The 26,062-nt window shown below is 71.0% G+C and carries 28 protein-coding genes; 13 read left to right on the forward strand and 15 right to left on the reverse strand.

The features are described 5' to 3' along the window. Positions 1-63: 63 nt before the first annotated feature. Genes AC07RV_RS10590 through fliF form a run of 6 tightly spaced genes read right to left on the reverse strand, consistent with a single transcriptional unit; the run spans position 64 to position 6,636 of the window. Positions 64-1,326: a flagellar hook-length control protein FliK gene (locus AC07RV_RS10590; RefSeq protein ID WP_296787785.1), complete on the reverse strand. Its 1,263-nt coding sequence runs from the start codon at positions 1,324-1,326 to the stop codon at positions 64-66. After that, positions 1,323-1,772 (reverse strand): flagellar export protein FliJ, encoded by a 450-nt coding sequence (locus tag AC07RV_RS10595; protein ID WP_093341681.1) that lies wholly within the window; start codon positions 1,770-1,772, stop codon positions 1,323-1,325. Before AC07RV_RS10595 ends, AC07RV_RS10590 begins: the two co-directional genes overlap by 4 nt. Next, on the reverse strand, positions 1,769-3,175 hold the full coding sequence (gene fliI, locus AC07RV_RS10600) for a flagellar protein export ATPase FliI (protein ID WP_093341679.1): 1,407 nt from the start codon (positions 3,173-3,175) through the stop codon (positions 1,769-1,771). The genes AC07RV_RS10595 and fliI overlap by 4 nt, the downstream gene beginning before the upstream one ends. Continuing rightward, positions 3,162-3,839 carry a FliH/SctL family protein gene (locus AC07RV_RS10605; protein WP_296787783.1) on the reverse strand — a complete coding sequence of 226 codons (678 nt, stop codon included), beginning with the start codon at positions 3,837-3,839 and terminating at the stop codon, positions 3,162-3,164. The genes fliI and AC07RV_RS10605 overlap by 14 nt, the downstream gene beginning before the upstream one ends. A 43-nt stretch (positions 3,840-3,882) precedes the next feature. Continuing rightward, positions 3,883-4,875, reverse strand: coding sequence for a flagellar motor switch protein FliG (gene fliG, locus AC07RV_RS10610; protein ID WP_057591764.1), 993 nt, complete (start codon positions 4,873-4,875; stop codon positions 3,883-3,885). Between the two features lie 15 nt (positions 4,876-4,890). Further along, entirely contained in the window at positions 4,891-6,636 is a 1,746-nt protein-coding gene (gene fliF / locus AC07RV_RS10615) for a flagellar basal-body MS-ring/collar protein FliF (protein ID WP_296787782.1), read from the reverse strand. A gap of 158 nt (positions 6,637-6,794) precedes the next feature. Between fliF and fliE the strand changes: the two genes are divergently transcribed. Beyond that, positions 6,795-7,112, forward strand: coding sequence for a flagellar hook-basal body complex protein FliE (fliE, locus tag AC07RV_RS10620; RefSeq protein ID WP_203205913.1), 318 nt, complete (start codon positions 6,795-6,797; stop codon positions 7,110-7,112). A gap of 73 nt (positions 7,113-7,185) precedes the next feature. Here fliE and AC07RV_RS10625 read toward each other — a convergent pair whose 3' ends face one another. The 4 genes from AC07RV_RS10625 to AC07RV_RS10640 all read right to left on the reverse strand — a co-directional run bounded on the left by AC07RV_RS10625 (position 7,186) and on the right by AC07RV_RS10640 (position 10,759). Next, positions 7,186-7,485, reverse strand: a complete 300-nt coding sequence (locus AC07RV_RS10625) for a flagellar protein FliT (RefSeq protein WP_093341673.1) — start codon at positions 7,483-7,485, stop codon at positions 7,186-7,188. A gap of 19 nt (positions 7,486-7,504) precedes the next feature. Beyond that, the gene (fliS, locus tag AC07RV_RS10630) at positions 7,505-7,921 is read right to left on the reverse strand and encodes a flagellar export chaperone FliS (RefSeq protein WP_208509020.1); all 417 of its coding nucleotides are present in this window, start codon (positions 7,919-7,921) and stop codon (positions 7,505-7,507) included. A 98-nt stretch (positions 7,922-8,019) separates the two neighbouring features. After that, positions 8,020-9,468, reverse strand: coding sequence for a flagellar filament capping protein FliD (gene fliD / locus AC07RV_RS10635; protein WP_296787778.1), 1,449 nt, complete (start codon positions 9,466-9,468; stop codon positions 8,020-8,022). 127 nt (positions 9,469-9,595) lie between these two features. Next, entirely contained in the window at positions 9,596-10,759 is a 1,164-nt protein-coding gene (locus AC07RV_RS10640; RefSeq protein WP_296787776.1) for a flagellin, read from the reverse strand. Positions 10,760-11,382: 623 nt separating this feature from the next. On the opposite strand from AC07RV_RS10640, the gene flhD reads away from it, so the two are divergent. The 8 genes from flhD to AC07RV_RS10680 all read left to right on the forward strand — a co-directional run bounded on the left by flhD (position 11,383) and on the right by AC07RV_RS10680 (position 19,806). Further along, a complete protein-coding gene (gene flhD, locus AC07RV_RS10645; protein WP_057591771.1) occupies positions 11,383-11,715 on the forward strand; it encodes a flagellar transcriptional regulator FlhD in 333 nt (110 codons plus the stop codon). A gap of 29 nt (positions 11,716-11,744) precedes the next feature. Beyond that, positions 11,745-12,284 (forward strand): flagellar transcriptional regulator FlhC, encoded by a 540-nt coding sequence (gene flhC, locus AC07RV_RS10650; RefSeq protein WP_057591772.1) that lies wholly within the window; start codon positions 11,745-11,747, stop codon positions 12,282-12,284. A 124-nt stretch (positions 12,285-12,408) separates the two neighbouring features. Next, entirely contained in the window at positions 12,409-13,266 is an 858-nt protein-coding gene (motA, locus tag AC07RV_RS10655) for a flagellar motor stator protein MotA (protein WP_057591773.1), read from the forward strand. 25 nt (positions 13,267-13,291) lie between these two features. Beyond that, positions 13,292-14,311 carry a flagellar motor protein MotB gene (gene motB / locus AC07RV_RS10660; protein ID WP_296787775.1) on the forward strand — a complete coding sequence of 340 codons (1,020 nt, stop codon included), beginning with the start codon at positions 13,292-13,294 and terminating at the stop codon, positions 14,309-14,311. A 15-nt stretch (positions 14,312-14,326) separates the two neighbouring features. After that, a complete protein-coding gene (locus tag AC07RV_RS10665; RefSeq protein WP_296787773.1) occupies positions 14,327-15,505 on the forward strand; it encodes an EscU/YscU/HrcU family type III secretion system export apparatus switch protein in 1,179 nt (392 codons plus the stop codon). Then, the gene (gene flhA, locus AC07RV_RS10670) at positions 15,502-17,574 is read left to right on the forward strand and encodes a flagellar biosynthesis protein FlhA (RefSeq protein WP_444852426.1); all 2,073 of its coding nucleotides are present in this window, start codon (positions 15,502-15,504) and stop codon (positions 17,572-17,574) included. Before AC07RV_RS10665 ends, flhA begins: the two co-directional genes overlap by 4 nt. Then, complete coding sequence (gene flhF / locus AC07RV_RS10675) at positions 17,571-19,031, forward strand: flagellar biosynthesis GTPase FlhF (protein ID WP_296787772.1); 1,461 nt, start codon at positions 17,571-17,573, stop codon at positions 19,029-19,031. Before flhA ends, flhF begins: the two co-directional genes overlap by 4 nt. Before the next feature lie 52 nt (positions 19,032-19,083). Then, positions 19,084-19,806 carry an RNA polymerase sigma factor FliA gene (locus AC07RV_RS10680; protein ID WP_208509029.1) on the forward strand — a complete coding sequence of 241 codons (723 nt, stop codon included), beginning with the start codon at positions 19,084-19,086 and terminating at the stop codon, positions 19,804-19,806. 32 nt (positions 19,807-19,838) lie between these two features. On the opposite strand, the gene AC07RV_RS10685 is transcribed toward AC07RV_RS10680, so the two are convergent. After that, on the reverse strand, positions 19,839-20,510 hold the full coding sequence (locus AC07RV_RS10685; RefSeq protein WP_296787771.1) for a 4-hydroxythreonine-4-phosphate dehydrogenase: 672 nt from the start codon (positions 20,508-20,510) through the stop codon (positions 19,839-19,841). After that, positions 20,507-21,544 carry a 4-hydroxythreonine-4-phosphate dehydrogenase PdxA gene (gene pdxA, locus AC07RV_RS10690; RefSeq protein ID WP_296787768.1) on the reverse strand — a complete coding sequence of 346 codons (1,038 nt, stop codon included), beginning with the start codon at positions 21,542-21,544 and terminating at the stop codon, positions 20,507-20,509. The genes AC07RV_RS10685 and pdxA overlap by 4 nt, the downstream gene beginning before the upstream one ends. A 68-nt stretch (positions 21,545-21,612) precedes the next feature. Between pdxA and AC07RV_RS10695 the strand changes: the two genes are divergently transcribed. Both AC07RV_RS10695 and AC07RV_RS10700 read left to right on the forward strand, forming a co-directional pair. Beyond that, positions 21,613-22,533: a LysR family transcriptional regulator gene (locus tag AC07RV_RS10695; RefSeq protein ID WP_296787766.1), complete on the forward strand. Its 921-nt coding sequence runs from the start codon at positions 21,613-21,615 to the stop codon at positions 22,531-22,533. Positions 22,534-22,551: 18 nt separating this feature from the next. Next, entirely contained in the window at positions 22,552-23,472 is a 921-nt protein-coding gene (locus AC07RV_RS10700; RefSeq protein ID WP_093341654.1) for an SdiA-regulated domain-containing protein, read from the forward strand. 9 nt (positions 23,473-23,481) lie between these two features. On the opposite strand, the gene AC07RV_RS10705 is transcribed toward AC07RV_RS10700, so the two are convergent. The 3 genes from AC07RV_RS10705 to flgA all read right to left on the reverse strand — a co-directional run bounded on the left by AC07RV_RS10705 (position 23,482) and on the right by flgA (position 25,013). Next, positions 23,482-23,862 (reverse strand): hypothetical protein, encoded by a 381-nt coding sequence (locus AC07RV_RS10705; protein ID WP_296787764.1) that lies wholly within the window; start codon positions 23,860-23,862, stop codon positions 23,482-23,484. A 4-nt stretch (positions 23,863-23,866) separates the two neighbouring features. Next, positions 23,867-24,175 (reverse strand): flagellar biosynthesis anti-sigma factor FlgM, encoded by a 309-nt coding sequence (gene flgM / locus AC07RV_RS10710; protein WP_093341650.1) that lies wholly within the window; start codon positions 24,173-24,175, stop codon positions 23,867-23,869. Positions 24,176-24,272: 97 nt separating this feature from the next. After that, the gene (flgA, locus tag AC07RV_RS10715; protein ID WP_093341648.1) at positions 24,273-25,013 is read right to left on the reverse strand and encodes a flagellar basal body P-ring formation chaperone FlgA; all 741 of its coding nucleotides are present in this window, start codon (positions 25,011-25,013) and stop codon (positions 24,273-24,275) included. 211 nt (positions 25,014-25,224) lie between these two features. Between flgA and flgB the strand changes: the two genes are divergently transcribed. Both flgB and flgC read left to right on the forward strand, forming a co-directional pair. After that, positions 25,225-25,653 carry a flagellar basal body rod protein FlgB gene (flgB, locus tag AC07RV_RS10720; RefSeq protein ID WP_296787762.1) on the forward strand — a complete coding sequence of 143 codons (429 nt, stop codon included), beginning with the start codon at positions 25,225-25,227 and terminating at the stop codon, positions 25,651-25,653. Between the two features lie 3 nt (positions 25,654-25,656). Next, complete coding sequence (gene flgC / locus AC07RV_RS10725; protein ID WP_057595352.1) at positions 25,657-26,061, forward strand: flagellar basal body rod protein FlgC; 405 nt, start codon at positions 25,657-25,659, stop codon at positions 26,059-26,061. Position 26,062: the final 1 nt, after the last annotated feature.

Consider the following 26,062-nt stretch of genomic DNA (forward strand, 5'->3'; position numbering starts at 1 on the left):
GTGCGGTCGATTATTCGATCGCGAGGGCCGCGGGAAGGGGCGGAAAAAAGGGGGGAAAACCGCTCAGACGTACAGATCGAGCGCGCGCCCCGCCGGCAGCGGCGCACGCGCAACGGCCGGCGCGGGCGCCGAGGCGGAGGCCGCACCGAGCCGCGCGACGCCGCGCACCAGGCCGCGCGCATCGGGCCGCCCTTCGCCCTCGCCGCGCTGCTGCGTGCCCGCGGACTGCGCATCCACGGTCACGCCCGACAGCAGCAGCCCCTCCTGCCCGAACAGGTCCTTGAGCTGCGCCGCGGCCTGGCCCAGCATCTGGCGCACCTCGGGCTGGTCGCTGCGGAACGCGATCTGCGCCTCGTTGCCCTGCACCTGCACGCTGAACGACACGGTCTGGCCCGGCGCGAGCTCGAGCGAGACATCGGCGCCCTGCGACTTCTGCGCCAGCCACCAGCTGACCTGCTCGGTCATGCGGTCGGCGAGCACGGCGCCACCGGCCGAGGCCGCGGCGGACGCAGCATCCACGGGCGCCATCCAGGCCGACGATGCCGAGGCGGAGGAGGACGTGCCCACGGTCGCGCTGCCGGGATCGGCGAGCGTGCCGGTGGCGCTGCCGCGCTCGGTGCTTCGCTCGGCGCGGCGCGGCGTGGCCACGGTGGCGACGGTTTCCGTCACCGCGGCCTGGATCGTTCGCGCCTGCGCGGACAGCGAGGCGGCCGCGAGTTCTTCCTTCGGCGGCAGGGCCTGCGACGGCGCGGTGCGCTGCGGCGCGGCCGCGGCATCGGCCGCCGCCAGGTTCGCCAGGCGCTGCGCCGTGCTGCGCGCGGTCGCCGCGCCATTCGGCTTGGCGGCGGGCGCGACCGGCGCGACCGGCACATCGACAGCGGCGTCCTGCGCGGTGCCAAGCGTCGTCGGCAATGCGGGCATGCCCTTGGCGGGCTTCGGTCCCGCTCCGGCGCCGTTCACGGCATCGACAGCGGCCTCGGCCGTGGCGACGGGCGCGTCCCCCGCCTTGCCCTCGCGGCTTACGAACGCGCCCTGCGCCAGCAGCATCCAGGGCTCGACGGCCGGCTGCGTGGTTGCCGGCACCGGCGCGCCGGCAAGCGCCTCGTCGGCCTTCTCGTCCTCTTTCACAGCACCCGCGGTGGGTGTCTTCACGGGCCTCGAAGCGCCCTCCTCGCCGGCCGCTTCCGCCGCCTCCGAGGCCTGGGATTCATTCGCGCCCTCGAGCGCCCGGTCGAAGGCATCGGCCGCGCCGCCTTGTTCGCGCGCGGCCGGCGCACGCGCGGGCAGCAAGGGATCGGCGCCCGTGCGCGCGACTTCGACGCTCATCGCCATTCCTCCGTGCGTTCCTGGTGCCGGCGGTGCTGCAGCGCCGCCTGTTCGTCCGTCTGCTTCTGCGCGCGCCGGTCGGCCTGCAGCTGCAGCTCGCGCTCGCGCGCCTGCACCAACTGGCGCAGGCTCTCGAGCCGCGCCTCGGCCTCGCGCACCGGTACGGCCGCGCGCTCCACGCCCTGGCCGAGCTCGCGCACGATGCCGGTCTGCAGCGCGATCGCGTGATCGAGCCGCTCCATGAACTGGTAGTGGTGCCGCATCAGCTCGGGCGTGCAGTTGAGCGAGCGCGTGGCCCAGCGCGCGGTGCATTCCTGCGCGTAGCTCTCGAGCTGGTCGAGCTGCACCTGGCCCGCGAGCCACTTCTGGCGCGCCTGCGCGAGCAGCTGCACCGCGGCATCGCGCCGGTCGCGCGCCATGTCGGCGGCAATCTCCAGGCCGCTCATGGCTGCCGGCCCTCGAGCACGTCGGCCATGCCACCGAGGCTGACATCGAAGGGCGCGCTCTCGTGCATGCGCTGCTGCAGGAACGCGGTCATCGCGGGCTGCAGCCGGATCGCCTGGTCGAGCGCCGGGTCGCTGCCCGCGGCATAGGCGCCCACGCGCACCAGGTCGCGGCTCTTGCGGTAGCGCGAATAGATGGCGCGGAAGTGGCGCGCGCACTCGAGGTGGCCGGCCGAGGCCACGTTGTGCATCACGCGCGAGGCCGACTGCTCGATGTCGATGGCCGGGAAATGCGCCTCCTCGGCCAGCGCGCGCGACAGCACGATGTGGCCGTCGAGGATGGCGCGCGCCGCGTCGGCGATCGGGTCCTGCTGGTCGTCGCCCTCCGACAGCACGGTGTAGAAGGCGGTGATCGAGCCCACGCCGTTGAGGCCGTTGCCGCTGCGCTCCACCAGCCGCGGCAGCTTGGCGAAGCACGAGGGCGGATAGCCCTTGGTGGCCGGCGCCTCGCCGATCGCCAGCGCGATCTCGCGCTGCGCCATCGCATAGCGCGTGAGCGAATCCATCAGCAGCAGCACGTGCAGCCCCTGGTCGCGGAAATGCTCGGCCACCGCGGTGGCATAGCTCGCGCCCTGCATGCGCAAGAGCGGCGGCGAATCGGCCGGCGCCGCCACCACCACCGAGCGCGCGCGGCCCTCGGGGCCGAGGATGTCCTCGATGAATTCCTTCACCTCGCGGCCGCGCTCGCCGATCAGGCCGACCACGATCACGTCGGCCGCGGTGTAGCGCGCCATCATCCCGAGCAGCACGCTCTTGCCCACGCCCGAGCCGGCGAACAGGCCGATGCGCTGGCCACGGCCGACGGTCAGCAAGGCATTGATCGCGCGCACGCCGGTATCGAGCGGCTCGCGCACCGGGTCGCGGTCCATCGCGTTGATCGGCGCGCGGTCCAGCGGCTCGGCGCTGACCTCGGTCAAGGGGCCCAGGTCGTCGAGCACATGGCCCTGCGGATCGACCACGCGGCCCAGCAGGCCGTCGCCAAGCGGCAGGCGCAGCGCGCCCACGCGCGGCGCGATGCCGGGATCGGCCTCGCCGAGCCGCGGCACCGGCACATAGGGCGCGGCGGGCACCACGCTGGCGCCGCTCGACAGGCCCTGCACCTCGCCGGCCGGCATCAGGAAGGCGCGGTCGTTCGAGAAGCCCACCACCTCGGCCAGCACCGCGGGCTGGCTGCCCATGCGCACCAGGCACTGCGAGCCCACGGGCGCGCGGATGCCCGAGGCCTCGAGCACCAGGCCGGTGAGCCGGGTCAGCGTGCCGCGCGCCTCGAGGCCGGCGTCGTGCGCCAGCCGCGCCTGCGCATCGGCCATGAACTGGCGCCAGTCGAGCGGGTCAGCCAGCCGCATCCGGGTCCTTCGGCGCCGCGTCGTCCTGCCACGGCATCGCCAGGCCCAGCGCCGCGACCGCGCGCGACCAGCGCGTGGCCACGCCGCCATCGATGACGGTGCCGGCCGATTCGACCAGGCAGTCGCCGGGCGCGATGCCCGCGTCGGCCACCACGCTCACGGGCTGGCCCTCGAACTCGGCGCGCAGCGCGACGCCCAGCCTCTCGAAATCGGCCGGCGACAGCCGCACGGCGCTGGCCTTGCCATCGACCGCGAGCATCGCGAGCGCCTCGCGCACCACCGGCTCGAGCACGGCCGGCCGGGTCGCGATCTCCTGGCGCAGCACCTGGCGCGCGAGCGCGCAGGCGATCTCGAGCGTGCCGCGCGCGAGCTCCTGCTGCACCTCGGCCAGCTGCGCCTCGGCGCTTGCGAGCAAGGCGGCCACGCGCTGCGCGGCCTCCAGGCCCTCGTTGGCCTGGTAGACCTCCATCTGTTCGCGCGCCTCGGCCTGCGCGGCCGCGCGGCCGGCCGCATAGCCTTCGTCGCGGCCCTGCTGGCGCGCCTCCTCGATCGCCTCGGGATCGACCACGCCGCCGAGCACGTTGCCCTCGGCGCCGACGGCGGCGAACTGCCAGCGCGCGAAGCGCGCGACGTCCTCGCCGCGGATGAAGGCGCCGCGGCTCATCGGCGGGCTCCGGTCGATTCAGCGACGGTCATGCGCGCGTCCATCAGACGAACCCGCCATCGCCACCGCCCAGCATGATCTGGCCTTCGTCGGCGAGCCGGCGCAGCGCCTTGAGGATTTCCTTCTGCTGCGCCTCGACCTCCGACAGTCGCAGCGGACCGCGCGCCTCGAGGTCCTCGCGCAGCGCCTCGGCCGCGCGCGAGGACATGTTCGAGAGGAACTTGTCGCGCAGCGGCGGCGCCGCGCCCTTGAGCGCGACGATCAGCGTCTCGGAGGCGATCTCCTTCATCACCAGCTGCAGCGACTTGTCGTCGAGCTTCATCACGTCGTCGAAGACGAAGGTCAGGTCGGCGATCTGCTGCGCCAGCTCGGCATCGTGGTTGCGGATCGCCGCGATGGCCTGCGCATCGGCGCCGCTGCCCAGCAGGTTGATCATGCCGGCCGCGGTGCGCGGTCCGCCCAGCGAGGGCTTGCGCACCTTGGCGCCGCCCGAGAGCACGCGGAACATCACCTCGTTGAGGTCCTCGAGCGCGGCCGGCTGGATGCCCTCGAGCGTGGCCACGCGCAGCAGCACCTCGGCGCGCTGCAGGTCGGGCAGCTGCAGCAGGATCGCCGAGGCATGCTCGGGCTCCAGGTGCACCAGGATCGCGGCCACGATCTGCGGATGCTCGAGCTTGAGCACCTCGGCCACCGAGGGCGCGTCCATCCACTTGAGGTTCTCGATGCCGCTGAGGTCGGCGGTCTGCAGGATGCGGTCGACCAGGATCGAGGCCTTCTCCTCGCCGAGCGCATGGCGCATCACCGAGCGCACGTAGTCGCCGGTGTCGGCCGCGAACAGGCTCTGGCCCGCGGTGGCGGTGATGAAGCGGTCCGCCACCTCGCCGAGCCGCTCGCGCGACACCGCGCGGGTCTTGGCGATGGTCTCGCCGATCTTCTGCACCTCGCGCGGCGACAGGTGCCGCAGCACCTCGCCGGCTTCCTGTTCGCCGAGCGACATCAGGAGGATCGCCGCGTCGTTGAGTCCCTGTTCGTCCATCTGCCTGGTTTCCGCTCAGCCGTGGACCCAGGTCTTGACGATGTTCGCCACCGCCACCGGGTTCTGCCGCGCCATCTGGCGCGCGCCCTCCAGCCGCATCTGCTCGGGCACCTGCTCCTGCGGCGAGGGCACGGCCACCGCCTCGGGCGCGCCGAGCGCGGGACGCTCGGGCGTGTCGGCCACCATCGCGTTGAGCTGGCTGCCGGCGGCGGGGCCGCCGAGCGCCGGCGTGGTGCTGCCGGGCAGCGGCTTGGCCGCGGCCATGGCCTTGAGGCCGGGGCGCACCATGCCCAGCAGCACGATCGCGCCGATCAGCACCAGCCCCACGGGCCAGGCGAAGCTGCGCGCCAGCTCGAGCGTTTCGGGGCGCTTCCACAGCGGCAGCTCGACCTGCACCGGCGCGTCGACCAGAAACGGCGTGTTCATCAGGTTCACCGAGTCGCCGCGCTCCTTGTTGAAGCCGATGCTCTCGCGCACCAGCGCGGTCATCTGCTCGACCTGCTGCGCCGACAGCGCGGTCGGCACCACCTTGCCCGCGGCATCGGTCACGCCCTGGTAGTTGACGACCACCGCCGCGCTGAGCCGGCGGATCTGGCCGCTGGCGCTGCGCACGGTCTTCACGGTCTTGTCGACCTCGTAGTTGATGGTGGACTCGCGCTTGCCCGGCGGGCGCTGGGCCGCGGCACCCGCGGCCGCCGCGCCGGTGGGCGCGAGCGCCGCGGCCGGGCCGTTGACCGGGGCCGACGAGGCGCCGGGCGGCTGGTTCGAGGTCGCGCCCGGCACGCCCGCGGGCGGCGTGGCGCCGGCCGCGCCGGGGCCGGTGGTCTCCACCGTCTGCTGGCTGCGCACGGCGCCGGCCTCGGCCGCCTGGTTCGGGCGGTGCTCCTCCATGGTCGCCTCGCTCTGCGAGAAGTCCACGTCGGCCGTCACCTGCGCCTTCACGTTCTGGCGCCCCACCACCGGCTCGAGGATGTCGAGGATGCGGCGCATGTACTGCTGCTCGATCTGCTGCACGTACTGCAGCTGCTGGCCCTCGCCGGCACCCGCGCCGCCCGCGGCGCCGTCGCCGGTCTGCGACAGCAGCTTGCCGCTGTCGTCGACCACGCTCACGGCCGAGGGCGCGAGCTCGGGCACGCTGGAAGCCACCAGGTGCACGATGCCCGCGATCTGGTTGCGCTCGAGCGTGCGGCCCGGGTGCAGGGTCAGCAGCACCGAGGCCGAGGGCTTCTGCTGCTCGCGGAAGAAGCCGTTCTGGTTCGGCAGCGCCAGGTGCACGCGCGCGCTCTGCACCGAGGCCAGGCCCTGGATCGAGCGCGTGAGCTCGCCCTCGAGGCCGCGCTGGAAGCTCAGCTTCTCCTGGAACTGGGTCATGCCGAAGCGGTTGTTCTCCATCAGCTCGAAGCCGGCCACCGAGCCCTTGGGCAGGCCCAGCGAGGCCAGGCGCAGGCGCACGTCGTGCACCTTGTCGGCCGGCACCATCACGGCGCCGCCGCCCTCGGTGTACTTGTAGGGCACGTTCATCTGGGCCAGCTGGGCGACGATCGCGCCGCCGTCCTTGTCGCCGAGGTTGGCGTAGAGCACGCGCCAGTCGGCCTGGCGGCCCATCACGATGGCGGCCACGGCCAGCGCCACCAGCAGCGCGGCGCCGATCGCCAGCCGCAGGCGCTGGCGCCGGTCGAGCGACGCGAGGCGGCCCTGCCAGGCCGGGGCGGCAAGGGACGCGGGCTGGGCGGCGGGAAGTTCGGCGACGGCGGTGGACATGGGCTCGGCGGTGCGGGTGTTCGCACGGCGCGGAAGGCGCTTCGTGCTCGCTGCGATTATTCGGGCCGGCCCCGTCCCACATAAGCCCGATAAAGGGCTGCTTTCCTGCCCATTTCCCCGCGATCGCGCTCGGCCCACCGCCCGTAGCATCGGTGCCCATGGACCTCCGACTCGCACCGCTGACTTCGCCCACCTCGGCGCAGGCTTTCGCGCGCACGGCGCGCACCGCGCCCTCGGCCGCCGAGGGCAGCGGCGGCGGCTTCGCCGGCGCGCTCTCGGGCGCGCTGCAGTCGGTGAGCGCGGCCCAGAACCAGGCCGGCGCGCTGCAGCGCGAGGTTCAGCTCGAGAACCCGAACGTCAGCCTGGAGCAGACCATGGTCGCGATCCAGAAGGCGCAGATCGGCTTCCAGGCCACGATGCACGTGCGCAACCGCATGGTGCAGGCCTACAGCGACATCATGAACATGCAGGTGTGAGGCGACGGGCGCCCTGCCCGTCCGTCTTGCCGGACCGTGCCACCGCCTTGCCGGCGGTGTCGGTCCTTCTTCTTCAGTGGATCAGCTGCAGCCGCGAGTCGAACAGGTGGTCGAGGTCGGCGATCCACGGCTCGGCCAGCAGCCGGATCTCGGCGTCGTTGCGCAGGATGCGCTGCATCACGCGGGTCTTCTCGGCGCGGTCGGTGCGCGGCAGCTCGAGGGTGGTGGCCTTGAAGCGCAACTGCTCGATCAGCACGGCGCAGGCGCCTTCGCAGCGCACCACGCCTTCCCAGTCTTCCATGCGGGCGGCCTCGAGCATCTGCTTGCTCGCGGCTTCGATCGCTTTGTAGTAGTCGAGCAGTCGCTCTTGCATGAAGGACTCCAAGGACGCCTCAGGCGGCCTGCGCGGGCTGGGAGGGCCCGATCTGTTTCCAGCTCTGTGCGACCGGTGCGATCAGCGAGGCCACTTCCGCCAGGGCCGCCCCGTCGTTGCGGAGGTTGGCGACCGTCAGGCGGTTGATGCAATAGTCGTACAACGCGCGGAGTGTAACCGCGAGTTCTCCACCCCGGGCCTCGTCGAGCCCACCCTTGAGGCCCTCCTCGAGGAATCGCACCGCCCGCATGATCTGCTGGCCCTTGAGCGCGATGTCGCCGCGCGCCAGCGCGCCGCTGGCGGCGTGGATCGACTGCAGCAGGCCGTCGAACAGCAGTTCGATGAGCCGGTGCGGGGAGGTCGAGGCGTCCACGCCCGATTCGGCGCCCACTCTGGAGTAGGCCTTGGCGGCGCGGGCTGCGGGCGAGGTGTACATGGTGCGGCTTCCTGTTCCGGTGTCTATGCCTTCTTTATCGGCATGCCGGTGCGGAAGTTGAGGCCCGCGGGCCCGGCGCGCGCGCCCGATCTCGGGCCTCAGCTGGTGGACTTGTTCCACTGCGCCACCTGCTGGGAGATGTAGGTGTTGAGCGCGGTCAGCGAGGCCATCTTGGTGTCCAGCGCCGTGTACTGCGCGCGCAGCCGCTTCTCGGTCAGGGTCAGCCGGTCGTTGAGGTTGTCCTGGCTCTTGTCGTTGTCCTTGCGCTGGGCCTTGAGCGACTGGGTGCGGGTGTCGAGCGTGCCGTCGGTGGCCACGGCCGCCTGGGTGAAGGCCGACAGGCGCGTGGCGAAGCCGGTGGCGCTGGAGTCCACGGTGTTCTGCGGCGCGGCGAAGAACTGCTGCACGGCGGCCGGATTCTTCAGCGCCGTGTCGAGCTTGGCGGTGTCGAGCGCGAGGTTTCCCGCGCCGTCCTTGGCGACCGTGATGCCGAGGTCGCTCAGGCGCTGGATCGCGCCGCCGCCCGAGGGCGCGCCGACCAGGCTGCGCAGCGCGTTCTGCAGGCTCACTGCGGTGGAGTCGCCCTGCAGCAGCGCCGCGGTCTTGCTCGCCGCGTCGTAGGCGGTGGCCGAGTTCAGCGTCTGGTTCATGGTGTTGTAGGCCGTCACGAAGGCCTGGATCGTGCTGCGCAGGCCCGAGGTGTCGGTGGTCACGGCGACCTCGACCGGCGCCGTCGTCACCTGCGACAGCGTGAGGCTCAGGCCCGGCACGGTGTCGGCCAGCACGTTGCTGTCCGAGCGGATCGCCACGCCGTTGATGGTGGCCTCGGCATTGCGCGCGTACTGCACCGGGTTCGCCCCCATGCCCTGCCCCGTGCCGTCGAAGGCCAGCAGGCCGAGGTCGGCGCCGTCGCCCGAGCCCACGGGCGCCGCGGTGACGCGAAAGCCCGCAGCCTCGCCGGTGGCGCCCGAGCGCAACATCAGCCGCTCGCCCGAGAGGTCCTTGAGCACGGTGGCGCTGACGCCCGCGCCGGCGGCGTTGATCTTGGCCGCGATGGCCGAGAGGCTGTCGCCCTCGTTCACGCTGATGTCGATCGCCGGCTTGTCGCCGGCCGCGAAGTTCGGGCCGCCCGCGTCGGTGTCGTTCCAGTCGCCGAGCTGGATGCTCAGCGTGCCGAGCCCGAAGCCGGTGCCCGTGGCCACCGCGCCCGAGGACACGGCCTGGGCCCGCGCGAGCTGCGACACCTGCATGGTGAAGCTGCTGGCCACGGCGTCGCCGGCCTTGGTCACGCTGGCGCTCAGCGCAGTGGCGTTCGAGCTCGAGGCGGTCTTCGCGTTCCAGGTCGCGGCGGCCGCCAGCTTGGTGGCCGCGTCGGACAGCGCCGAGAGTTGCGACTTCAGCGTGCCGAAGGCCGAGATCTTGTTGTCGAGCGTGGACGCCGTGCCCTGCAGCGCGGTCAGCGGCTTCTTCTCGATCGCCATCAGCTGCGTGATGATGGATTCGACGTCGAGCTGGCTGCCGATGCCGGTCGATGTGATGGTGGCCATGTCGTTTCTCCGATGCTGGAATCGCCTGCGCCCACGGAAAAAAACGCGGGGCGGCGAACGGAATTGTCCGTTCGCCGCCCCGCGATGAAGCGTGCAGGAGGCCGGCCTTCGGCCCCCTGTTCCAGCCTTAGCCGCGCAGCAGCGACAGCACCGTCTGCGGCAGCTGGTTGGCCTGGGCCACCATCGCCGTGCCGGCCTGCTGCAGCACCTGGGCGCGCGACAGGTTGGCGGTTTCGGCCGCGAAGTCGGCGTCCTGGATGCGGCTGCGCGAAGCGGTCAGGTTCTCGGCCGAGGTCGAGAGGTTCGAGACCACCGATTCGAAGCGGTTCTGGATCGCGCCGAGGTCGGCGCGCGAGGAGTTCACGGCCTTCAGCGCGGCGTCCATCGCGAGGATCGCGTTGTCGGCGCCGTCCACCGTGTCGACCGTCAGGTTGTTGAAGCCGGTCTGCGCGCTGCCCGCGGCGGTGACGGTCGCGGCCGTCTGGCCGGCGGTCAGGCCGGTGTTGGTCAGCGTGCCGCCGATGTTGATGGCGTTGCTGCCGCTCGAGGTCAGCGTGATGGCGCCGCTGGCGGCGGCCGTCGCGACCACGCCGGTCTCGCTGGACTTCTTGTTGATGGCGGCCGCCACGTTGGCGCCCTGCGTCGCCGCGTCGGTGCCGGCATTGACCGCGCCGATGCCCACGCCGTTGATCGTGAAGGCGTTGGCGGTGATGCCGCCGAAGCCCGCGGGCGCCGTGCCGGCCACCGTGGCCGAGTAGGTGTCCACGCTGTTCCAGCTGCCCAGCGAGTTGATGCTGGCGTTGGCGATCGAGTCGATCGAGATGGTCTCGCCCTGGTTGGCGCCGACCTGGAACGACTGGGCGTTGAAGCTGCCGTCGAGCAGCTTGGTGCCGTTGAACGAGGTCTGCTTGGCGACGCGGTCGATTTCGCTCTTGAGCTGCGTGACTTCCTTCTGCAGCGAGGCGCGGTCCTCGGTCGAGTTGGTGGCGTTGCGCGACTGCACGGCCAGTTCGCGGATGCGCTGCAGGTTGTTGCCGATGGTGCTCAGCGCGCCTTCGGCCGTCTGCGCCAGCGAGATGCCGTCGTTGGCGTTGCGGCCGGCTTGGGTCAGGCCGCGGATCTGGGCCGTCATGCGCTCGGAGATCGCGAGGCCGGCGGCGTCGTCCTTGGCGCTGTTGATGCGCAGGCCCGAGGACAGGCGCTGCATCGAGGTGGCCAGCGAGGATTGGCTACCCGAGAGGTTGCGCTGCGCGGTGAGCGAACTGATGTTGGTGTTGATGATCGAGGCCATGAGAGCTCCTTCAAACTGATAAGTCGGGCATCGCTGCCAAAGTCGCGCCAGCGAAGCGCTGGCTGCCTGACGAACCCTGGTGCAAGGCCCGTTGCACTGGTTTTCGGTGGGTCCCGGCCGGCTCTTTAGCGATTTATTTTTGCGATCGCACCCTCAAGATTTCCGCCCGGATGCAGACGGGTGCGCCGGCGATTGCGCTGCCGGGGCCACCATGTTCCGCGTGTTACCCCCACGGAAACACGTAGCTTCCCCGCCACGCAAGACAACTTCGCCCCCACGGGATTTCGTGGTCTGTGCACCACGACAGGTCACACTCGTTAACAGCTTGTAAAGCGCAGTGCTAAAGCCATGAATGTCTGACTTTCGATAGATTTATCTAGCAGTGTCGAAATAAGTCTTTCACCGCGCATCCCTTAGTATTCATTTCAGCCAACAAAATCACATTCTTGGGGCGCGATGGTTGCAAGCGCTTACCATCGGATGCCTTCGGGTCGAAGTTTTTTTGTAGGAACCCGCCTACTCAGGTACATTTTTAACAAATGTTTACTGAAGCTGACATTTGTGATTAAACTGAAAGTACACGGTCGACAAGGGCACTTTTGCCCGCCTAGGAGGAGGCACTCATGACCAATGAACAGTTGCTCGCCGAGATCAAGGAAGCCAACCTCACCTACCTGATGCTGGCCCAGAGCCTCATCCGGGAAGACAAGGCACAGGCCCTGTTCCGGCTGGGCATTTCCGAGGAATCCGCGGACCTCATCGACACGCTGTCGCCGGCGCAGATCATGAAGCTGGCTTCCAGCAACATGCTGCTGTGCCGCTTCCGCGCCACCGACGACATGGTCTGGGGACTGCTCACCAACCACAACGTGCGCACCCGCACGGCCAACGACGAGACGCTGAAGCTGCACGCCAACATCGTCATGTCGAGCCGCTTCGCGGAAACCTCGTACTGAGGCGCCGCGCGTTCGCGAGCTGACAAGGCATGGCCAATCCGAAGAGCGTGCTGGGCGAGTCCCGGCAGATCGAGCGCGCGGTCCATCTGATCGAGATGGGCGCCCGCCTGCAGGTGCTGGAGAGCGAGACCGAGCTGTCGTACGAGCGGCTGCTGCGCCTCTACAAGGAAGTCGCGGGCAAGTCGCCGTCGAAGGGCCAGTTGCCCTTCTCGACCGACTGGTTCCTGACCTGGCAGCCGAACATCCACGCCTCGCTGTTCCACAACATCTACACCTACCTCCACAAGACCAGCGAGCTCGAACCGGTCGACGCGCTGATCAAGGCCTATGGCCTGTACACCGAGCAGACCGGTGCCTGCGGCCTGGAGCCGCAGCTGTCGATCACGCGTGCCTGGCGGCTGGTGCGCTTCATGGAGAACCAGATGCTCGCCATGACGCCCTGCTCGCGCTGCGGCGGCCACTTCGTGACCGAGCCCTACGAGAACGCGCAGCACTTCGTCTGCGGCCTGTGCGAACCGCCGGCGCGCGCCGGCAAGGGCTCCGGCGCGGGCGGCATCCAGCTGCAGTGAGCGCGGCGAATGCCGCGAGCCAGCCGGCAAACAGAAGATAAGGGCCCCCGCAGGGCCCTTTTTTCATGGAATGCGCGGGGCGGCTCCGAGGCCCAATAGGGGCTCCAGGAACTCGTATCGCCCCATGTCCGTCATCCTCGGTTACCTCGTCGCGCTGGGCTGCATCTTCGGCGGCTACATCATCCATGGCGGCAACATCGGGGTGGTGCTGCATGCGCTGCCGATCGAGCTGATGGTGATCGGCGGCGGCGCGCTCGGCGCCTTCGTGGTGAACAACCAGCGCAAGGTGCTGATGGCCACGCTGAAGGCGCTGCCGACCGCTCTCAAGGGTTCCAAGTACACCAAGGCGCGCTACCTCGAGCTGATGGCGCTGCTCTACGACATCCTGCAGAAGGCGCGCAAGGAAGGCCTGATGTCGATCGAGAAGGACATCGAGGCACCGCAGGATTCGCCGCTGTTCCAGAAGCACCCGAACGTGGCGAAGGACCACCACGTGGTCGAGTTCACCACCGACTACCTGCGCATGATGGCCTCGGGCAACCTCAACAGCCACGAGATCGAGTCGCTGATGGACAGCGAGATCGAGACCCACCACCAGGAATCGCACGCGCCCGTGGCCGCCATCGCGCGGCTGGCCGGCGGCCTGCCGGCCTTCGGCATCGTGGCCGCGGTGCTGGGCGTGGTGAACACCATGGGCTCGGTCGGCCAGCCGCCGGCAGTGCTCGGCGCCATGATCGGCTCGGCGCTGGTCGGCACCTTCCTGGGCATCCTGCTGGCCTACGCCATCGTCGAGCCGCTGGGCGGCCTGCTCGAGCAGAAGGCCGAGGAAGGCACCAAGGAACTGCAGTGCATCAAGACCACCCTGCTGGCGAGCATGCAGGGCTACAACCCCACGACCGCGATCGAGTTCGGCCGCAAGGTGCTGTTCTCGACCGACAGGCCGAGCTTCACCGAGCTCGAGACCCACGTGAAGAAGAAGTAGAGCGCCCAGCGCAAGAGGCAACGCCATGGCCACCACGCCCGGGACCCGCAAGCTCCAGCCGATCATCATCAAGCGGGTCAAGAAGACCACGCATGCGCACCACGGCGGCGCCTGGAAGATCGCCTACGCCGACTTCGTGACGGCCATGATGGCCTTCTTCCTGCTGATGTGGCTGCTGGGCTCGACTGCCAAGGGCGACCTGCAGGGCATCGCCTCCTACTTCAACTCGCCGATGAAGGTCGAGATGGCCGGCGGCTCGGGCGCGGGCAGCGCCTCGAGCGTGGTGCCCGGCGGCGGGCGCGACCTCACGCGCACCACCGGCGAAGTGCGCCGCACCGACGGCAGCACCATGGACCCGAAGAAGATCGGCCAGGACAACAGCCTCAAGCTCGAGCAGGCGCGCCAGGACGCGCGCCGCATGGCCGCCCTGCGCGCGCGCATCGAGGAGATGATCAACGCCAACCCCAAGCTGCGCGAGTTCCGCTCGCAGATCAAGCTCGAGGTGACCTCCGACGGCCTCGAGATCCAGATCGTCGACGCGCAGAACCGCCCGATGTTCGACACCGGCAGCGCGATCGTGAAGCCCTACATGCACGACATCCTGCGCGCGGTGGGCAGCGCGCTCAACGACATCGAGAACCGCGTGAGCCTGGCCGGCCACACCGACGCCGCGCCCTACGGCAACGGCGACCGCGGCTACGGCAACTGGGAGCTGTCGGCCGACCGCGCCAATGCCTCGCGGCGCGAGCTGGTGGCCGCCGGCATGCCCGACGACAAGCTGGTGCGCGTGGTCGGCCTGGCCGCCAGCGACCTGCTCGACAAGAAGAACGCGCTGGCGCCGCTGAACCGCCGCATCAGCATCGTGGTGCTCACGCGCGATGCCGAATCGCGCCTGTTCGGCAACGCACGCCTGGAGGGCAACGACGCGGTGAAGGCCATCGCCACCGAGCTCGCCAAGGAACAGAAGAAGCCCGAGGGCGCCGATGCGCCGGCCGCGCCCGCCGGTGCGGCGCCCGCCGCCACCCCGGGCCGCGCCCAGCCCTGAGCGAGCGCCACCGCCATGGAATCGAACAGCCAGGACCGCCAGCTCCCCGCCTCGCAGCGCAAGATCGACCAGGCGCGCCGCGACGGCCAGGTGCCGCGCTCGAAGGACCTGTCGCACCTCGCGGTGATGGGCACCGGCGCGGTCGCGCTGCTGCTGCTGGCGCCCACCGCCTTCGAGCAGCTGCGCGGCACGCTCGCGCAGGCACTGGTCTTCAACGCGGCCAGCGTGCAGGACCCGGCCGACATGCTGTCGCGGCTGTCGACCTTCGCCGGCCTGGGCCTGGTGGCCTGCGTGGTGTTCGCGGCCATCGTGCTGAGCGCGGCGGTCGCGGGCAGCCTCGCGGTCGGCGGCTGGGTCTCGAGCACCAAGGCGATCACGCCCGACCTCTCGCGCCTGAGCCCGTTCAAGGGCCTGGGCAACCTGTTCAGCCGCCAGCAGGTCGCGCAGGTGACCAAGCTGGTGCTGCTGTCGGCCATCCTCGGCGCCATCGGCTGGTACTACGTGGCGGGCTCGATCGGCGAGGTGGTGCGCGTGGTGCTGCAGCCCTCGCCTTCGGCGCTGCGCGCGCTCGGCGACTGGCTCGCCACCGGCGTGGGCCTGCTGCTGCTGGTGGTGTTCGCCACCGCGGTGATCGACGTGCCGCTGCAGCGCTTCTTCCACCTGTCGAAGCTCAAGATGTCGCACCAGGAGCTCAAGCAGGAGCACAAGGAATCCGACGGCGACCCGCATACCAAGGGCAGGCAGCGCAGCGCGGCGCGCGCGATCTCGCAGCGCGCCAGCATCACGGCCGTGCCGCGCGCCGACTTCGTGCTGATGAACCCGACCCACTACGCGGTGGCGCTGCGCTACGACGAGGCCACCATGAACGCACCGCAGGTGGTGGCCAAGGGCGCCGACCTGCTCGCGATGAAGATCCGCGAGATCGCCAACGCCAACGGCATCCCCGTGGTGCAGTCGCCGATGCTCGCGCGCGCGCTGTTCGCCCATGCCGAGATCGACCAGCCCATTCCCTCGAGCCTGTTCACCGCCGTGGCCCAGGTGCTGGCCTACGTCTACCGCCTGAAGGCCGCGCTGCGCGGTGAGGGCCCGATGCCGCAGGGCGTGCCCGATCCCTACGTGGCGCCCGAGCTCGACCCGCACCGCAAGCTGCCTGCAACGGCAGCCGCCGAACCCGTCGCCGGAGTGCGCCCATGAACCCGCTCGCCCTGCGCCAGTGGCTCGGTGAACGCGGCGGCATGTTCCAGCGCGCGGCCGCGCCGCTGCTGGTGGTGGCCATCCTCGCGCTGATGGTGCTGCCGATCCCGCCCTGGCTGCTCGACGGCTTCTTCACGCTCAACATCGCGGTCGCGCTGATGGTGATGATGGTGGCGGCCTACATGGTGCGCCCGCTGGACTTCGCGGCCTTTCCCTCGGTGCTGCTGCTGACCACGCTGATGCGGCTGTCGCTCAACGTGGCCTCCACGCGCGTGGTGCTGCTCGAGGGCCACACCGGCCCCGGCGCCGCGGGCGCGGTGATCGAGTCCTTCGGCCACTTCCTGATCGGCGGCAACTTCGCGGTCGGCCTGATCGTGTTCGCGATCCTGGTGGTGATCAACTTCGTGGTGGTGACCAAGGGCGCCGAGCGCATCGCCGAGGTGTCGGCGCGCTTCACGCTCGACGCCATGCCCGGCAAGCAGATGGCGGTCGATGCCGACCTCAACGCGGGCGTGATCGACGAGCAGGAGGCCCGCCGCCGCCGCGCCGAGGTGTCGGAGGAAGCCAACTTCTTCGGCTCGATGGACGGTGCCTCCAAGTTCGTGCGCGGCGATGCCATCGCCGGCATCCTGATCCTGGTGATCAGCATCGTCGGCGGCTTCGCCATCGGCGTGCTGCAGCACGGCCTGTCGGCCGGCAAGGCGGCCGACACCTACGTGCTGCTCGCGGTCGGCGACGCGCTGGTGGCGCAGGTGCCGGGCCTGCTGATCTCGGTCGCCGCGGCGATGGTGATCTCGCGCGTGGGCCGCGAGGACGACGTGGGCCGCCAGATCGTCGACCAGCTGCTGACCTCGCCGCGGGTGCTGGGCCTCACGGCCGGCATCCTGGGCCTGCTGGGCGTGATCCCGGGCATGCCGCACGTGGTGTTCCTCTCGATCGCGTCGCTGCTGGCCTGGGGCGCCTGGCGGCTGTCGCGCCGCCCGCCGCCGGCCGCGCCCGCGCCGCCGGCCCCGCCCGCGCCCGATGCCGAAGCCACCTGGGACGACCTGCAGCCGGTGGACCTGCTGGGCCTGGAGCTCGGCTACCGCCTGATCGCGCTGGTCGACAAGAGCCGTCAGGGCGACCTGCTCACGCGCATCAAGGGCGTGCGCCGCAAGTTCGCGCAGGAGGTCGGCTTCCTGCCGCCCGCGGTGCACGTGCGCGACAACCTCGAGCTCAAGCCCAGCAGCTACCGCGTCACCCTGCGCGGCGTGGTGGTGGCCGAGGGCGAGGCCCATCCGGGCATGTACCTGGCGATCAACCCGGGCGGCATCACCACCCCGCTGATCGGCACGCCCACCACCGACCCGGCCTTCGGCCTGCCCGCGCACTGGATCGAGGAGCGGCAGCGGGAAGCCGCGCAAATGAGCGGTTTCACCGTCGTTGATTCGGAGACCGTGATGGCCACCCACCTGTCACATTTGATGCAGGTGCAGGCGGCGCGGCTGCTGAGCCGCACCGAAACCCAACAACTGGTCGAACACGTGAACAAACTGGCGCCCAAGCTGATCGAGGAAGTCGTGCCCAAGCTGGTGCCGCTGTCCACGTTCCAGAAGGTGCTGCAGCTGCTGCTGGAAGAGTCGGTGCACATCCGCGACATCCGCACCATCGTCGAGACGCTGGCCGAACATGCCGGCAGCACCACCGACCCGGCCGAACTCGCGCGCCGCGTGCGCGTGGCGCTGGCGCCGGCCATCGTGCAGCAGATCTACGGCCCGGTGAAGGAGCTCGACGTGATCGCCATCGAGCCGGCCTTCGAGCGCCTGCTGATGCAGGCGCTGGGCAATGCCCAGGCGCCCGCGCTCGATCCGGGCGTGGTCGAGATCTTCACGCGCACCGCCGCCGAGGTCGCGCTCAAGCAGGAAGAGCAAGGCGTGCCGGCCTGCCTGCTGGTGCCCGACGCCATCCGCAACGCCATCGCGCGCATGGTGCGCCGCGCCGCGCCGCGCATGCAGGTGCTCGGCCACAGCGAAATCCCTGAAACCCACACGATCCGCATCGGCCCGATCCTGCGAGGAGCCTCCGCATGAACATCCAACGTTTCACCGCACCGACCGCCCGCGAAGCGATGGCGCTGGCGCGCAATGTCTTCGGCGACGGCACGCTGATCCTCTCGAACCGCCAGCTCGACGACGGCGTGGAAGTGGTGGCCGCGGCCGAGGACAGCCTCAGCGCGCTCGAGGCCGGCCGCGCGATCCTGCAGGGCACGCAAGGCACGCTGTCGGCGCCCGCGTGGACGCCGCCGAAGCCGGTGCCCGCGCCCGCCATCGCGCAACCGCAACCCGCCGCACCGGCCCCGCTCGCGAGCGCCGAATCGCGCGCCATCGTCGAGGCCGACGTGGCCGAGCTCGGCATGAGCACGCTGTCGTTCCAGGACTACGTGCGCGAGCGCATGCTGCGGCGCCAGCAGGAGGCCGCATCGCCGGCACCCGCACCCGCCGCGCCCTCGGCAGCGCCGGCCCGCGCGGCCTTCGCGCCCACTGCCGCCCCTGCCGCCACCGAAACGCCCCGCCCCGCACCCGTCGCCACGCCCGCTCCCGCGATCGACACCGCGAGCGAAACGCAGCAGGCGCTGATGGCCGAACTGCAGGCCATGCGCACGCTGATGGAGAGCCGCTTCAACGCCCTCGCCTGGCTCGGCCCGGCGCGGCAGAACCCGGTGCATTCGAATCTGATGCTCAAGCTGCTGCGCGCCGGCTACTCGCCCGCGCTCGCGCGCAGCGTGCTCGAATCGATCGCGCTCGACAACGACGCGGCCGGCGCGGTGCGCCGCATGATGGCCGCGCTCGAAACCATGCTCGGCCTCGACCCCGCCGCGCCCACGCTGGCCGAGGAAGGCGGCGTCTACGCGCTGGTCGGCGCCACCGGTGTCGGCAAGACCACCACCGCCGCCAAGATCGCGGCCCAGTGCGCGCGGCTGCACGGCCCGGCCAGCGTCGGCCTGATCACGCTCGACATGCACCGCGCGGGCGCGCACGAGCAGCTGCGCGCCCACGGCCGCGCCATGGGCGTGGTGGCGCATCTCGCGCACGACCGCGCCGCGCTGCAGGAGCTGCTCGCGCTGTTCCACGGCAAGCGCATGGTGCTGATCGACACCGCCGGCCTCGCGCCGCGCGATCCGCGCCGGCGCGACCTGCTGGACCTGCTCGACCTGCCCGGCATCTCGCGCCTGATGGTGCTCAACGCCGGCGCGCACGGCGACACGCTCGACGAGATGGCCGCCAGCTTCAAGATCGGCGGCGCGCGCCAGGCCGTGCTGAGCAAGACCGACGAGGCCGTGAAGCTGGGCCCGGCGCTCGACACGCTGATCCGCCACCAGCTGGTGCTGCGCGGCGTGGCCCATGGCCCGCGCACCTCGCAGGACTGGAAGCCGGCGCTGGCCGCCGAGCTGGTGCGCGACTCGATGCGCGCGGCGCAGCGCTCGCCCTTCGATCCGCAGCCGGCCGACCTCGAGCTGTTCTTCTCGCCGGGCGCGGGCGAACTCTGAGGAGCGTTGCGCCCCCCGACACGACATGCAGGCCGCTTCCCCGCTCTCCCAGATGTACACGCCCAAGGGCCGGCTCGATCGCGATGCGCTGATCCGCCAGCACGTGCCGCTGGTGCGCCGGCTGGCGCATCACATGATCGCCAAGCTGCCGCCCAACGTCGAGCTCGACGACCTGATCCAGGTCGGCATGATCGGCCTGGCCGATGCGCTGTCGCGCTACGAGGCCAGCCAGGGCGTGCAGTTCGAGACCTTCGCCACCCAGCGCATCCGCGGCGCCATGCTCGACGAGCTGCGCGACGGCGACTGGCTCTCGCGCGGCTCGCGCAAGAGCCAGAAGCAGATCGAGCAGGCGGTGCGCGCGCTCGAGCAGAAGCTGGGCCGCGCGCCGGCCGAGTCCGAGATCGCCGAGGCGCTCGAGATGCCGCTGGCCGACTACCAGAGCCTGCTGGGCCGCGTGCGCGGCACCCAGCTCGTATACCTGGAAGACATGGGCGGCGGCACCGATGCCGAGGGCGAGTCGGGCTTTCTCGACCGCCACCTGGCCGATGCCGACGCCGACCCGATGAGCCTGCTCAAGGACCAGCGGCTGCGCCAGGCGCTGGTGGGCGCGATCGACAGCCTGCCCGAGCGCGAGCGCCACATCATGGGCATGTACTACGAGCAGGACATGAACCTCAAAGAGATCGCGGCCGTGCTCGGCGTGACCGAGTCGCGCGTGTCGCAGCTGCACAGCCAGTCGATCGCGCGGTTGCGCGCGAAGATGCGCTCGCACTGACGCTCACACAGCACCGCGTCGCGGTGCTTTTTTCATCGCGCGCCGAGGATCGCCGCGAGCTGGCTCTCGAGGCTTCGGCCAGCCGCCGGAAAGCACCCGTCGAGCGCCGCCGTGCCCACCGTGAAGCCCGCGGCACCGCTGGCGCGGATCGCCGCGATGCGTTCCGGCGTGTCGATCGATCCGGCCACGATCACCGGCTTGCCCGCGGCCTCGCACACCGCGCGCATCAGCCGCGGCACGTCGAGCGCGGCGCGGTAGGCCAGCAGGTCCAGCCCCGCCACGCCGGGCCGGCTCGCGATCGCGCGGGCGCTGGCCACGATCTCGTCGATCGAGCCGCCGAGCACGCTCGGATGCCCCGAGACCCGGCCCGCGAACGGGTAGTAGCGGATGCCGGTGCCCTCGAGCAGCGGCAGCACCTCGTCGACATGCGTGCCGCCGAGCAGGTGATCGACACCGAGCCGGCACGCCATCTCGACCGAGGCGATCTCGCTGTCGCGGTCGAGCGAGACCACCTCGAGGTAGCTCGAGGCGCCGTGCGCGCGGAGGGTGCGATGCAGGCCCTCGAGCTCGCCCATCGGCAGCCCGATGTCCTTGAAGCCGATGTGGCGCACGCCGGCCGCGAGCGCCATCGCCAGGTGCCGTGCCGCGTCGGCCACGGTGCGGTCGTGGCGCGTGAGCATGAAGATGAATTCGAAGCCGCTCATGGTCCGGTCTTTCTCGTGGTTCGGTGGGCGGCCGCCAGGCGCGCGGCCATGTCGAGCGCGGCCTCGAGGCTGGCGGCGTCGGCGATGCCGCGCCCCGCGATGTCGAAGGCGGTGCCGTGGTCGGGGCTGGTGCGGACGAAAGGCAGGCCGAGCGTGATGTTCACGCCCTTGTCGAGCCCGAGGTACTTGACCGGGATCAGCCCCTGGTCGTGGTACTGCGCCACCACCACGTCGAAGCGGCCCTGGCGCGCCTGCATGAACACCGTGTCGCCGGGCCAGGGACCGCTGGCGTCGATGCCCTCGCGCCGCGCGGCGGCGATCGCGGGCGCGATGGTGCGTTGCTCCTCGTCGCCGAACAGACCGCCCTCTCCCGCATGCGGATTGAGCCCCGCCACCGCGATGCGCGGCGCGGCGATGCCGAAGGCCCGGACGCCCTGGTGCGCGAGCCGGATCGCCGACATCTGCGCCGCGAAGTCCGCGCGTTCGATGGCCTCGCGCAACGCGCAATGGACCGTCACGAGCACGGTGCGCAGTTCGTCGTTGGCCAGCATCATCGCGACCTTGCAGCCGGTGCGCTCGGCCAGGATCTCGGTGTGGCCCGGATAGCGCAGGCCGGCGGCCGCCAGCGCCTCTTTGTGGATCGGCGCCGTGACGATGCCCGCGACCCGGCCCGCTTGCGCGAGGGCTATCGCGGCCGCGATCGCCTCGAAGGCGGCCCGGCCGCTGGCCGCATGCACGGCGCCCACGGGCGGCAGCGCCTCGAGCCGCGACGCGGCCAGCAGGTTCACCATGCCCACCTCGTGCGCCATGTCGTCGATCGACGCCGCCACGCGCAGCCTCGCGCCGGCGCCCAGGGCCTCGAAGGCCTGGCGCATCACGCGCGGATCGCCGACCAGCACGCAGCGCCGGGCCCACTCGGCGTTCAGCATGGTGCGGGCAACGATCTCGGGGCCGATGCCCGAGGGATCGCCCATCGTCAGCGCGAGCCGCTCGGGCGGCGCGGGCTGGGTGAGTTGGGCTGACAGTTCTTGCATCGTGGGGACTTGGTGGACAGCGGAGCCGGACGCCCTAATCTATGCAGATGCCCGCCCCAGGACAAACGATGATTGCTGACACCGACGGTGAGCCTGGCTCACGGAAAAACCCCTCGCGCCTGCCCTCGCTGATGGCGCTGCGCTGCTTCGCCGCCGCGGCCCGGACCCAGAACTTCAGCCAGGCCGCCGCCAGCCTGCACCTGACCCATGGCGCGGTCAGCCGCGCCGTGCGCATGCTCGAGGACGACCTGGGCCTGGCGCTGTTCGAACGGCGCAACCGCGGGGTCTTCCTCACCGAGGCCGGGCGCCGGCTGCAGCGCGCGGTGGACGAGGGCTTCGGCCTGATCGAGGACGCCACGCGCGAGCTGCGGCACTCGGCGCGCGAGGCGCCGCTGGTGCTCTCGTGCGAGCCGACCCTGCTGATGCGCTGGCTGATCCCGCGCTGGCCGAGTTTCCAGGCACGCCATCCCGACGCGGCCGTGCACCTGGTGGCGGGCGGCGGGCCGTTCGCCTTCGACGGCGGCATCGACCTCGCGATCCGGCGCAACGATTTCGACTGGCCCGCGAGCGTGCAGGCGCAGCCGCTGTTCGAGGAGAAGGTCGGCCCCGTGTGCAGCCCGGGCCGGGTCGACGCCTTCTTCGACACCAGCAGCGCGGGAGCGTCGCTGCGCCGCGACGCGGTGCGGCTGCACACGCGCACGCGGCCGCAGGCCTGGCCGTCGTGGATGCAGCTGCAAGGCGCATCGGCCGGCGCCGGCGGCAGGGAACAGGTCTTCGAGCATTTCTATTTCAGCCTGCAGGCGGCGGTCGCCGGGCTCGGCGTGGCGATCGGGCCCTGGCACCTGGTCTGCGACGACCTCGCGAGCGGCGTGCTGGCCGCGCCGCTGGGCTTCGTCGCGGACGGCTCGGGCTATTTCCTGCTGTCGCCGCAGAAGCCGACGACGGGTCGGCAGCGCCAGTTGCTCGACTGGCTGCTCTCGGTGGTCTGAACGCTAGACTCCGCCCGCATGACCCGAGCCAGATCCCGCAAGACCCTGTTCCTGGCCATCGTGCTCGCATTCGGCGTGGCCTTCGGCTGGTACTTCAAGGTGCCCGCGCTCGGCTACTACTGGCTCAGCACCACGCTGGGCGCGGCGCAATGGGCGAACAACGCGCTGTGGCTGCCGGACTACCGGGTGGCGGTCGAGGGCCTGCCGATCCAGGGCCTGACGCGCAACGCCTCGGGCCTGACCTTCAACACCGAGACCGGCACCCTGTTCACGGTGATCAACCGCCCGCCGCAGATCGCCGAGCTCGACACCGAGGGCCGGCTGCTACGCGTGATCGGGCTCGAGGGCGTGAAGGATCCCGAGGGCATCACCTACGTGCAGGGCGAGCGCTACGTGATCTCCGACGAGGACAGCCACCGCATGTACTGGGTGCAGATCGGGCGCGACACGCGGCAGGTGTCGGTGGCCGGCCGACCGAGCCTGGGCATCGGCATCGACCGGCTGCACAACAGCAGCTTCGAGGGCATCTCCTGGGACGGCGTGCACAAGCGCCTGTACGTGGTGCGCGAGAAGCTGCCGATGCGCGTGCTGGTGATCACCGGGCTCGACCCCGACACGACTTCCAGCGGCTTCAACATCGACATCAGCGAATGGCAGTCCTCGCGCGCGTCCTCGCTGTTCATGAGCGACCTGTCCTCGGTCACGCTGCACGATGCGACCGGCCACCTGCTGCTGCTGAGCGACGAGTCGGCGCTGGTGGTGGAGTACGCACCCGACGGGCGCCCGATCAGCATGCTGCCGCTGTGGCGCGGCTTCGGCGGCCTGCAGCGCAAGGTGCCGCAGCCCGAGGGCGTGGCGGTCGGGCCCGACGGGCGGCTCTACCTCCTGTCGGAACCCAACCTGTTCTACCGCTTCGAGCGCGCGCCGAAGCCTTCGTAGCCTTGGTCGTCAGTGCGCCGGCATCGAGGCCGAGCGCAGGCCCGCGAACACCCTGCGCTCGCCGGGCATGGTGTAGGTGGCGTCGGGGCGCGGCCCCAGCAGCGAGGCCAGGCTGCGGTCGACGATGACGGTGCGGCGCGCCACGCTGTCGCGCTGGTTCGACAGCCGCTGGGCCACGGCCTCGATGCGGCGGCGGAATTCGGCGTCGAGCGCCTCGGCCGACAGCGCGGCCTCGAGGGCGCGCGCGAAACCGGTGGCGCAGCGGCGCAGCTCGCCGCTGGCCTGCAGCAGGTCCGAGGATTGGTCGCAGCGCAGGCCGGCATCGACCCGGTCGAGCTGGTCCTCGACCTCGCTCAGCAGCATCTCGGCGGAAGCACGGGTATCGGGCATGGCATCAGTTCCTTGCGCGGCTCAGGAATTCCTGGGCGTTGGCCAGGAGCTTGTCGGCGATGGCGCCGGAGTCGACCTTGAAGCTGCCGTCGGCGATGGCGGCGCGCACCGCGGCCACCTTCGCCGCGTCGATGCCGTTGCCGGCCGTGGCGGCGGCCTCGAGCGTGCGGGCCGAGGCCGACACGCTGACCGGCGTGCCGGTGGCGTCGCCGGCATCGGCCACCGCGGGCGTGGCGCCCCGGCCGGTCTTCGCGGTCGCGGCCACGCCAGTGGCGGCCGCGACGGCGGGATCTTGCAACGGGTTGATCTTCATGGCGGCTCCTGGCCCCGGGCGGGGGCTTCGTCCCCAGGATTTCGGCCGCCGTTCGACGGACTTGAGGACTTTTTCGAAGTTTTTTGCGCCGCGCCGCTCACATCGAGAGGCGCACGGTGCGCGGATCCTGCACCACCCCGGTGGTGATGCGGCCATTCTCCATGCGGATGCGCACCATCTGGCCGACCACGCCCGGCGTCAGCGCCTGGGCCTCGGTGGCGATCTCGAAGCCCTGGCCCTGGGCCACCACGCGCACCTGGGTGCCGGCCGCGAAAGCCTGGGCCGGCTTCACCATCGACTGGCGCAGCGGCTGGCCGGCCTGCAGCGAGCGCGAGGCGACCTGCCCCACCCACTGGGTGGCCTCGGCCATCACCGGCGAGGGATCGGCGGCCCAGTCGGCTTCGGCCTCGACCGCGTCGGCCGCGCTCAGCACGGTGCCGGGCAGCACGTTGTCGCGCAGCACCCAGGCCGGGCCGAAGGCCTTGATGGTGACCGGCAGGAACACGTTCCAGCGCGCGCCGCCCTCGACGCAGCGCAGCCCGAGCCGGGTGCGGCCCCACAGGCGCAGGCCGGTGGGAATGTAGGGCTCGACACGGCTGCAGGGCGCCAGGCGCAGCCGGTTGTCGAGCGCGCCGATGGCGACCTCCATGCGCAGCGGCGCGGGATTGGCCGACTGGGCCTGGGCCACGGCGTCGTCGAGCCACTGGCGGGTGCTGGCGGCGAAGGCCTCGCCGGCCTCGGCGCCTTCGGACGGTGCCTGCTGGGCGAAGGCGCTGAATGCGGTGCCGGCCGCGAGCAGCAGCGCGCCGGCGGCGAGATGGAATGCGGGGATGGCCATGGGCTCCTCCGGGATGTGCAGGGACGGAAATGCGGAACGCGCGCGCCTCGGCCCACCGCGCCGCGACCCGCACTGTAGGCAGACCGGCCCGACCCCAAAGCCGCGATAAGGCCGAAAAAGCCGCCTTTCATCCGCGCTTCCGAAATCGGCGCGGCTCCCACAATTTCCGCACGGGCGCTCACGCCCACCCCCTTCGCGAGGACCTTGGCCCATGCTCGACAAACTGACGAACTCACTGGATTTCCAGGCGAAAGCGCTGGTGCTGCGTGCCGACCGCCAGCGCGACATCGCGAGCAACATCGCCAACGCCGACACGCCCGGCTACGCGGCGCGCGACTTCAGCTTCGCCGATGCGATGCGCGAGGCCACGGGCGGCGGCACGCCGCGCGCCGCCTCGGGTGCCGGCGCCGACGGCCGCACCGATGCGCGCCACATCCCGCTGACTTCGGGCGGCGGAACCGGTGGCACGGGCGCCAGCGGCGGCTACGCGGTCCAGACCCAGCCCTCGCTCGACGGCAACAGCGTCGACCTCGACCGCGAACGCGCGGCCTTCGCCGACAACGCGGTGCGCTACGAGGCCACGCTGCGCTTCATCAACGGCCAGGGCAAGACGCTGCTCGCGGCCATCCAGGGGCAATAAGCCATGTCGATGTTCTCGATCTTCGGCATCTCCGGCAGCGCGGTCAGCGCGCAGTCGCAGCGCCTCAACGTGGTGGCCAGCAACCTGGCCAATGCCGACGCGGTGGCCGGCCCCGACGGCCAGCCCTACAAGGCGCGCCAGGTGGTGTTCCAGACCGTGGCGCTCGACGGCGAGACCGGCGCCGGCGTGCGCGTGGACTCGGTGACCGAGAACCAGACGCCCGGTCGCAAGGTGCACGAGCCCGCCAACCCGATGGCCGACGCCCAGGGCTACGTGACCCATTCGAACGTGAACGCGGTGGAGGAGATGGTCAACATGATCTCGGCCTCGCGCTCCTACCAGAACAACGTCGAGGTGATGAACACGGCCAAGAACCTGCTGCTCAAGACGCTGCAGATCGGCCAGTGAC

It is taken from the genome of Variovorax sp. GW821-FHT09B01 (genome assembly GCF_059418345.1).

Coding starts and splice junctions, on each gene's coding strand:
- AC07RV_RS10590 (WP_296787785.1), bottom strand. CDS start 1,326: ATGAGCGTCGAAGTCGCGCGCACGGGCGCCGATCCCTTGCTGCCCGCG.
- AC07RV_RS10595 (WP_093341681.1), bottom strand. CDS start 1,772: ATGAGCGGCCTGGAGATTGCCGCCGACATGGCGCGCGACCGGCGCGAT.
- fliI (WP_093341679.1), bottom strand. CDS start 3,175: ATGCGGCTGGCTGACCCGCTCGACTGGCGCCAGTTCATGGCCGATGCG.
- AC07RV_RS10605 (WP_296787783.1), bottom strand. CDS start 3,839: ATGAGCCGCGGCGCCTTCATCCGCGGCGAGGACGTCGCGCGCTTCGCG.
- fliG (WP_057591764.1), bottom strand. CDS start 4,875: ATGGACGAACAGGGACTCAACGACGCGGCGATCCTCCTGATGTCGCTC.
- fliF (WP_296787782.1), bottom strand. CDS start 6,636: ATGTCCACCGCCGTCGCCGAACTTCCCGCCGCCCAGCCCGCGTCCCTT.
- fliE (WP_203205913.1), top strand. CDS start 6,795: ATGGACCTCCGACTCGCACCGCTGACTTCGCCCACCTCGGCGCAGGCT.
- AC07RV_RS10625 (WP_093341673.1), bottom strand. CDS start 7,485: ATGCAAGAGCGACTGCTCGACTACTACAAAGCGATCGAAGCCGCGAGC.
- fliS (WP_208509020.1), bottom strand. CDS start 7,921: ATGTACACCTCGCCCGCAGCCCGCGCCGCCAAGGCCTACTCCAGAGTG.
- fliD (WP_296787778.1), bottom strand. CDS start 9,468: ATGGCCACCATCACATCGACCGGCATCGGCAGCCAGCTCGACGTCGAA.
- AC07RV_RS10640 (WP_296787776.1), bottom strand. CDS start 10,759: ATGGCCTCGATCATCAACACCAACATCAGTTCGCTCACCGCGCAGCGC.
- flhD (WP_057591771.1), top strand. CDS start 11,383: ATGACCAATGAACAGTTGCTCGCCGAGATCAAGGAAGCCAACCTCACC.
- flhC (WP_057591772.1), top strand. CDS start 11,745: ATGGCCAATCCGAAGAGCGTGCTGGGCGAGTCCCGGCAGATCGAGCGC.
- motA (WP_057591773.1), top strand. CDS start 12,409: ATGTCCGTCATCCTCGGTTACCTCGTCGCGCTGGGCTGCATCTTCGGC.
- motB (WP_296787775.1), top strand. CDS start 13,292: ATGGCCACCACGCCCGGGACCCGCAAGCTCCAGCCGATCATCATCAAG.
- AC07RV_RS10665 (WP_296787773.1), top strand. CDS start 14,327: ATGGAATCGAACAGCCAGGACCGCCAGCTCCCCGCCTCGCAGCGCAAG.
- flhA (WP_444852426.1), top strand. CDS start 15,502: ATGAACCCGCTCGCCCTGCGCCAGTGGCTCGGTGAACGCGGCGGCATG.
- flhF (WP_296787772.1), top strand. CDS start 17,571: ATGAACATCCAACGTTTCACCGCACCGACCGCCCGCGAAGCGATGGCG.
- AC07RV_RS10680 (WP_208509029.1), top strand. CDS start 19,084: ATGTACACGCCCAAGGGCCGGCTCGATCGCGATGCGCTGATCCGCCAG.
- AC07RV_RS10685 (WP_296787771.1), bottom strand. CDS start 20,510: ATGAGCGGCTTCGAATTCATCTTCATGCTCACGCGCCACGACCGCACC.
- pdxA (WP_296787768.1), bottom strand. CDS start 21,544: ATGCAAGAACTGTCAGCCCAACTCACCCAGCCCGCGCCGCCCGAGCGG.
- AC07RV_RS10695 (WP_296787766.1), top strand. CDS start 21,613: ATGATTGCTGACACCGACGGTGAGCCTGGCTCACGGAAAAACCCCTCG.
- AC07RV_RS10700 (WP_093341654.1), top strand. CDS start 22,552: ATGACCCGAGCCAGATCCCGCAAGACCCTGTTCCTGGCCATCGTGCTC.
- AC07RV_RS10705 (WP_296787764.1), bottom strand. CDS start 23,862: ATGCCCGATACCCGTGCTTCCGCCGAGATGCTGCTGAGCGAGGTCGAG.
- flgM (WP_093341650.1), bottom strand. CDS start 24,175: ATGAAGATCAACCCGTTGCAAGATCCCGCCGTCGCGGCCGCCACTGGC.
- flgA (WP_093341648.1), bottom strand. CDS start 25,013: ATGGCCATCCCCGCATTCCATCTCGCCGCCGGCGCGCTGCTGCTCGCG.
- flgB (WP_296787762.1), top strand. CDS start 25,225: ATGCTCGACAAACTGACGAACTCACTGGATTTCCAGGCGAAAGCGCTG.
- flgC (WP_057595352.1), top strand. CDS start 25,657: ATGTCGATGTTCTCGATCTTCGGCATCTCCGGCAGCGCGGTCAGCGCG.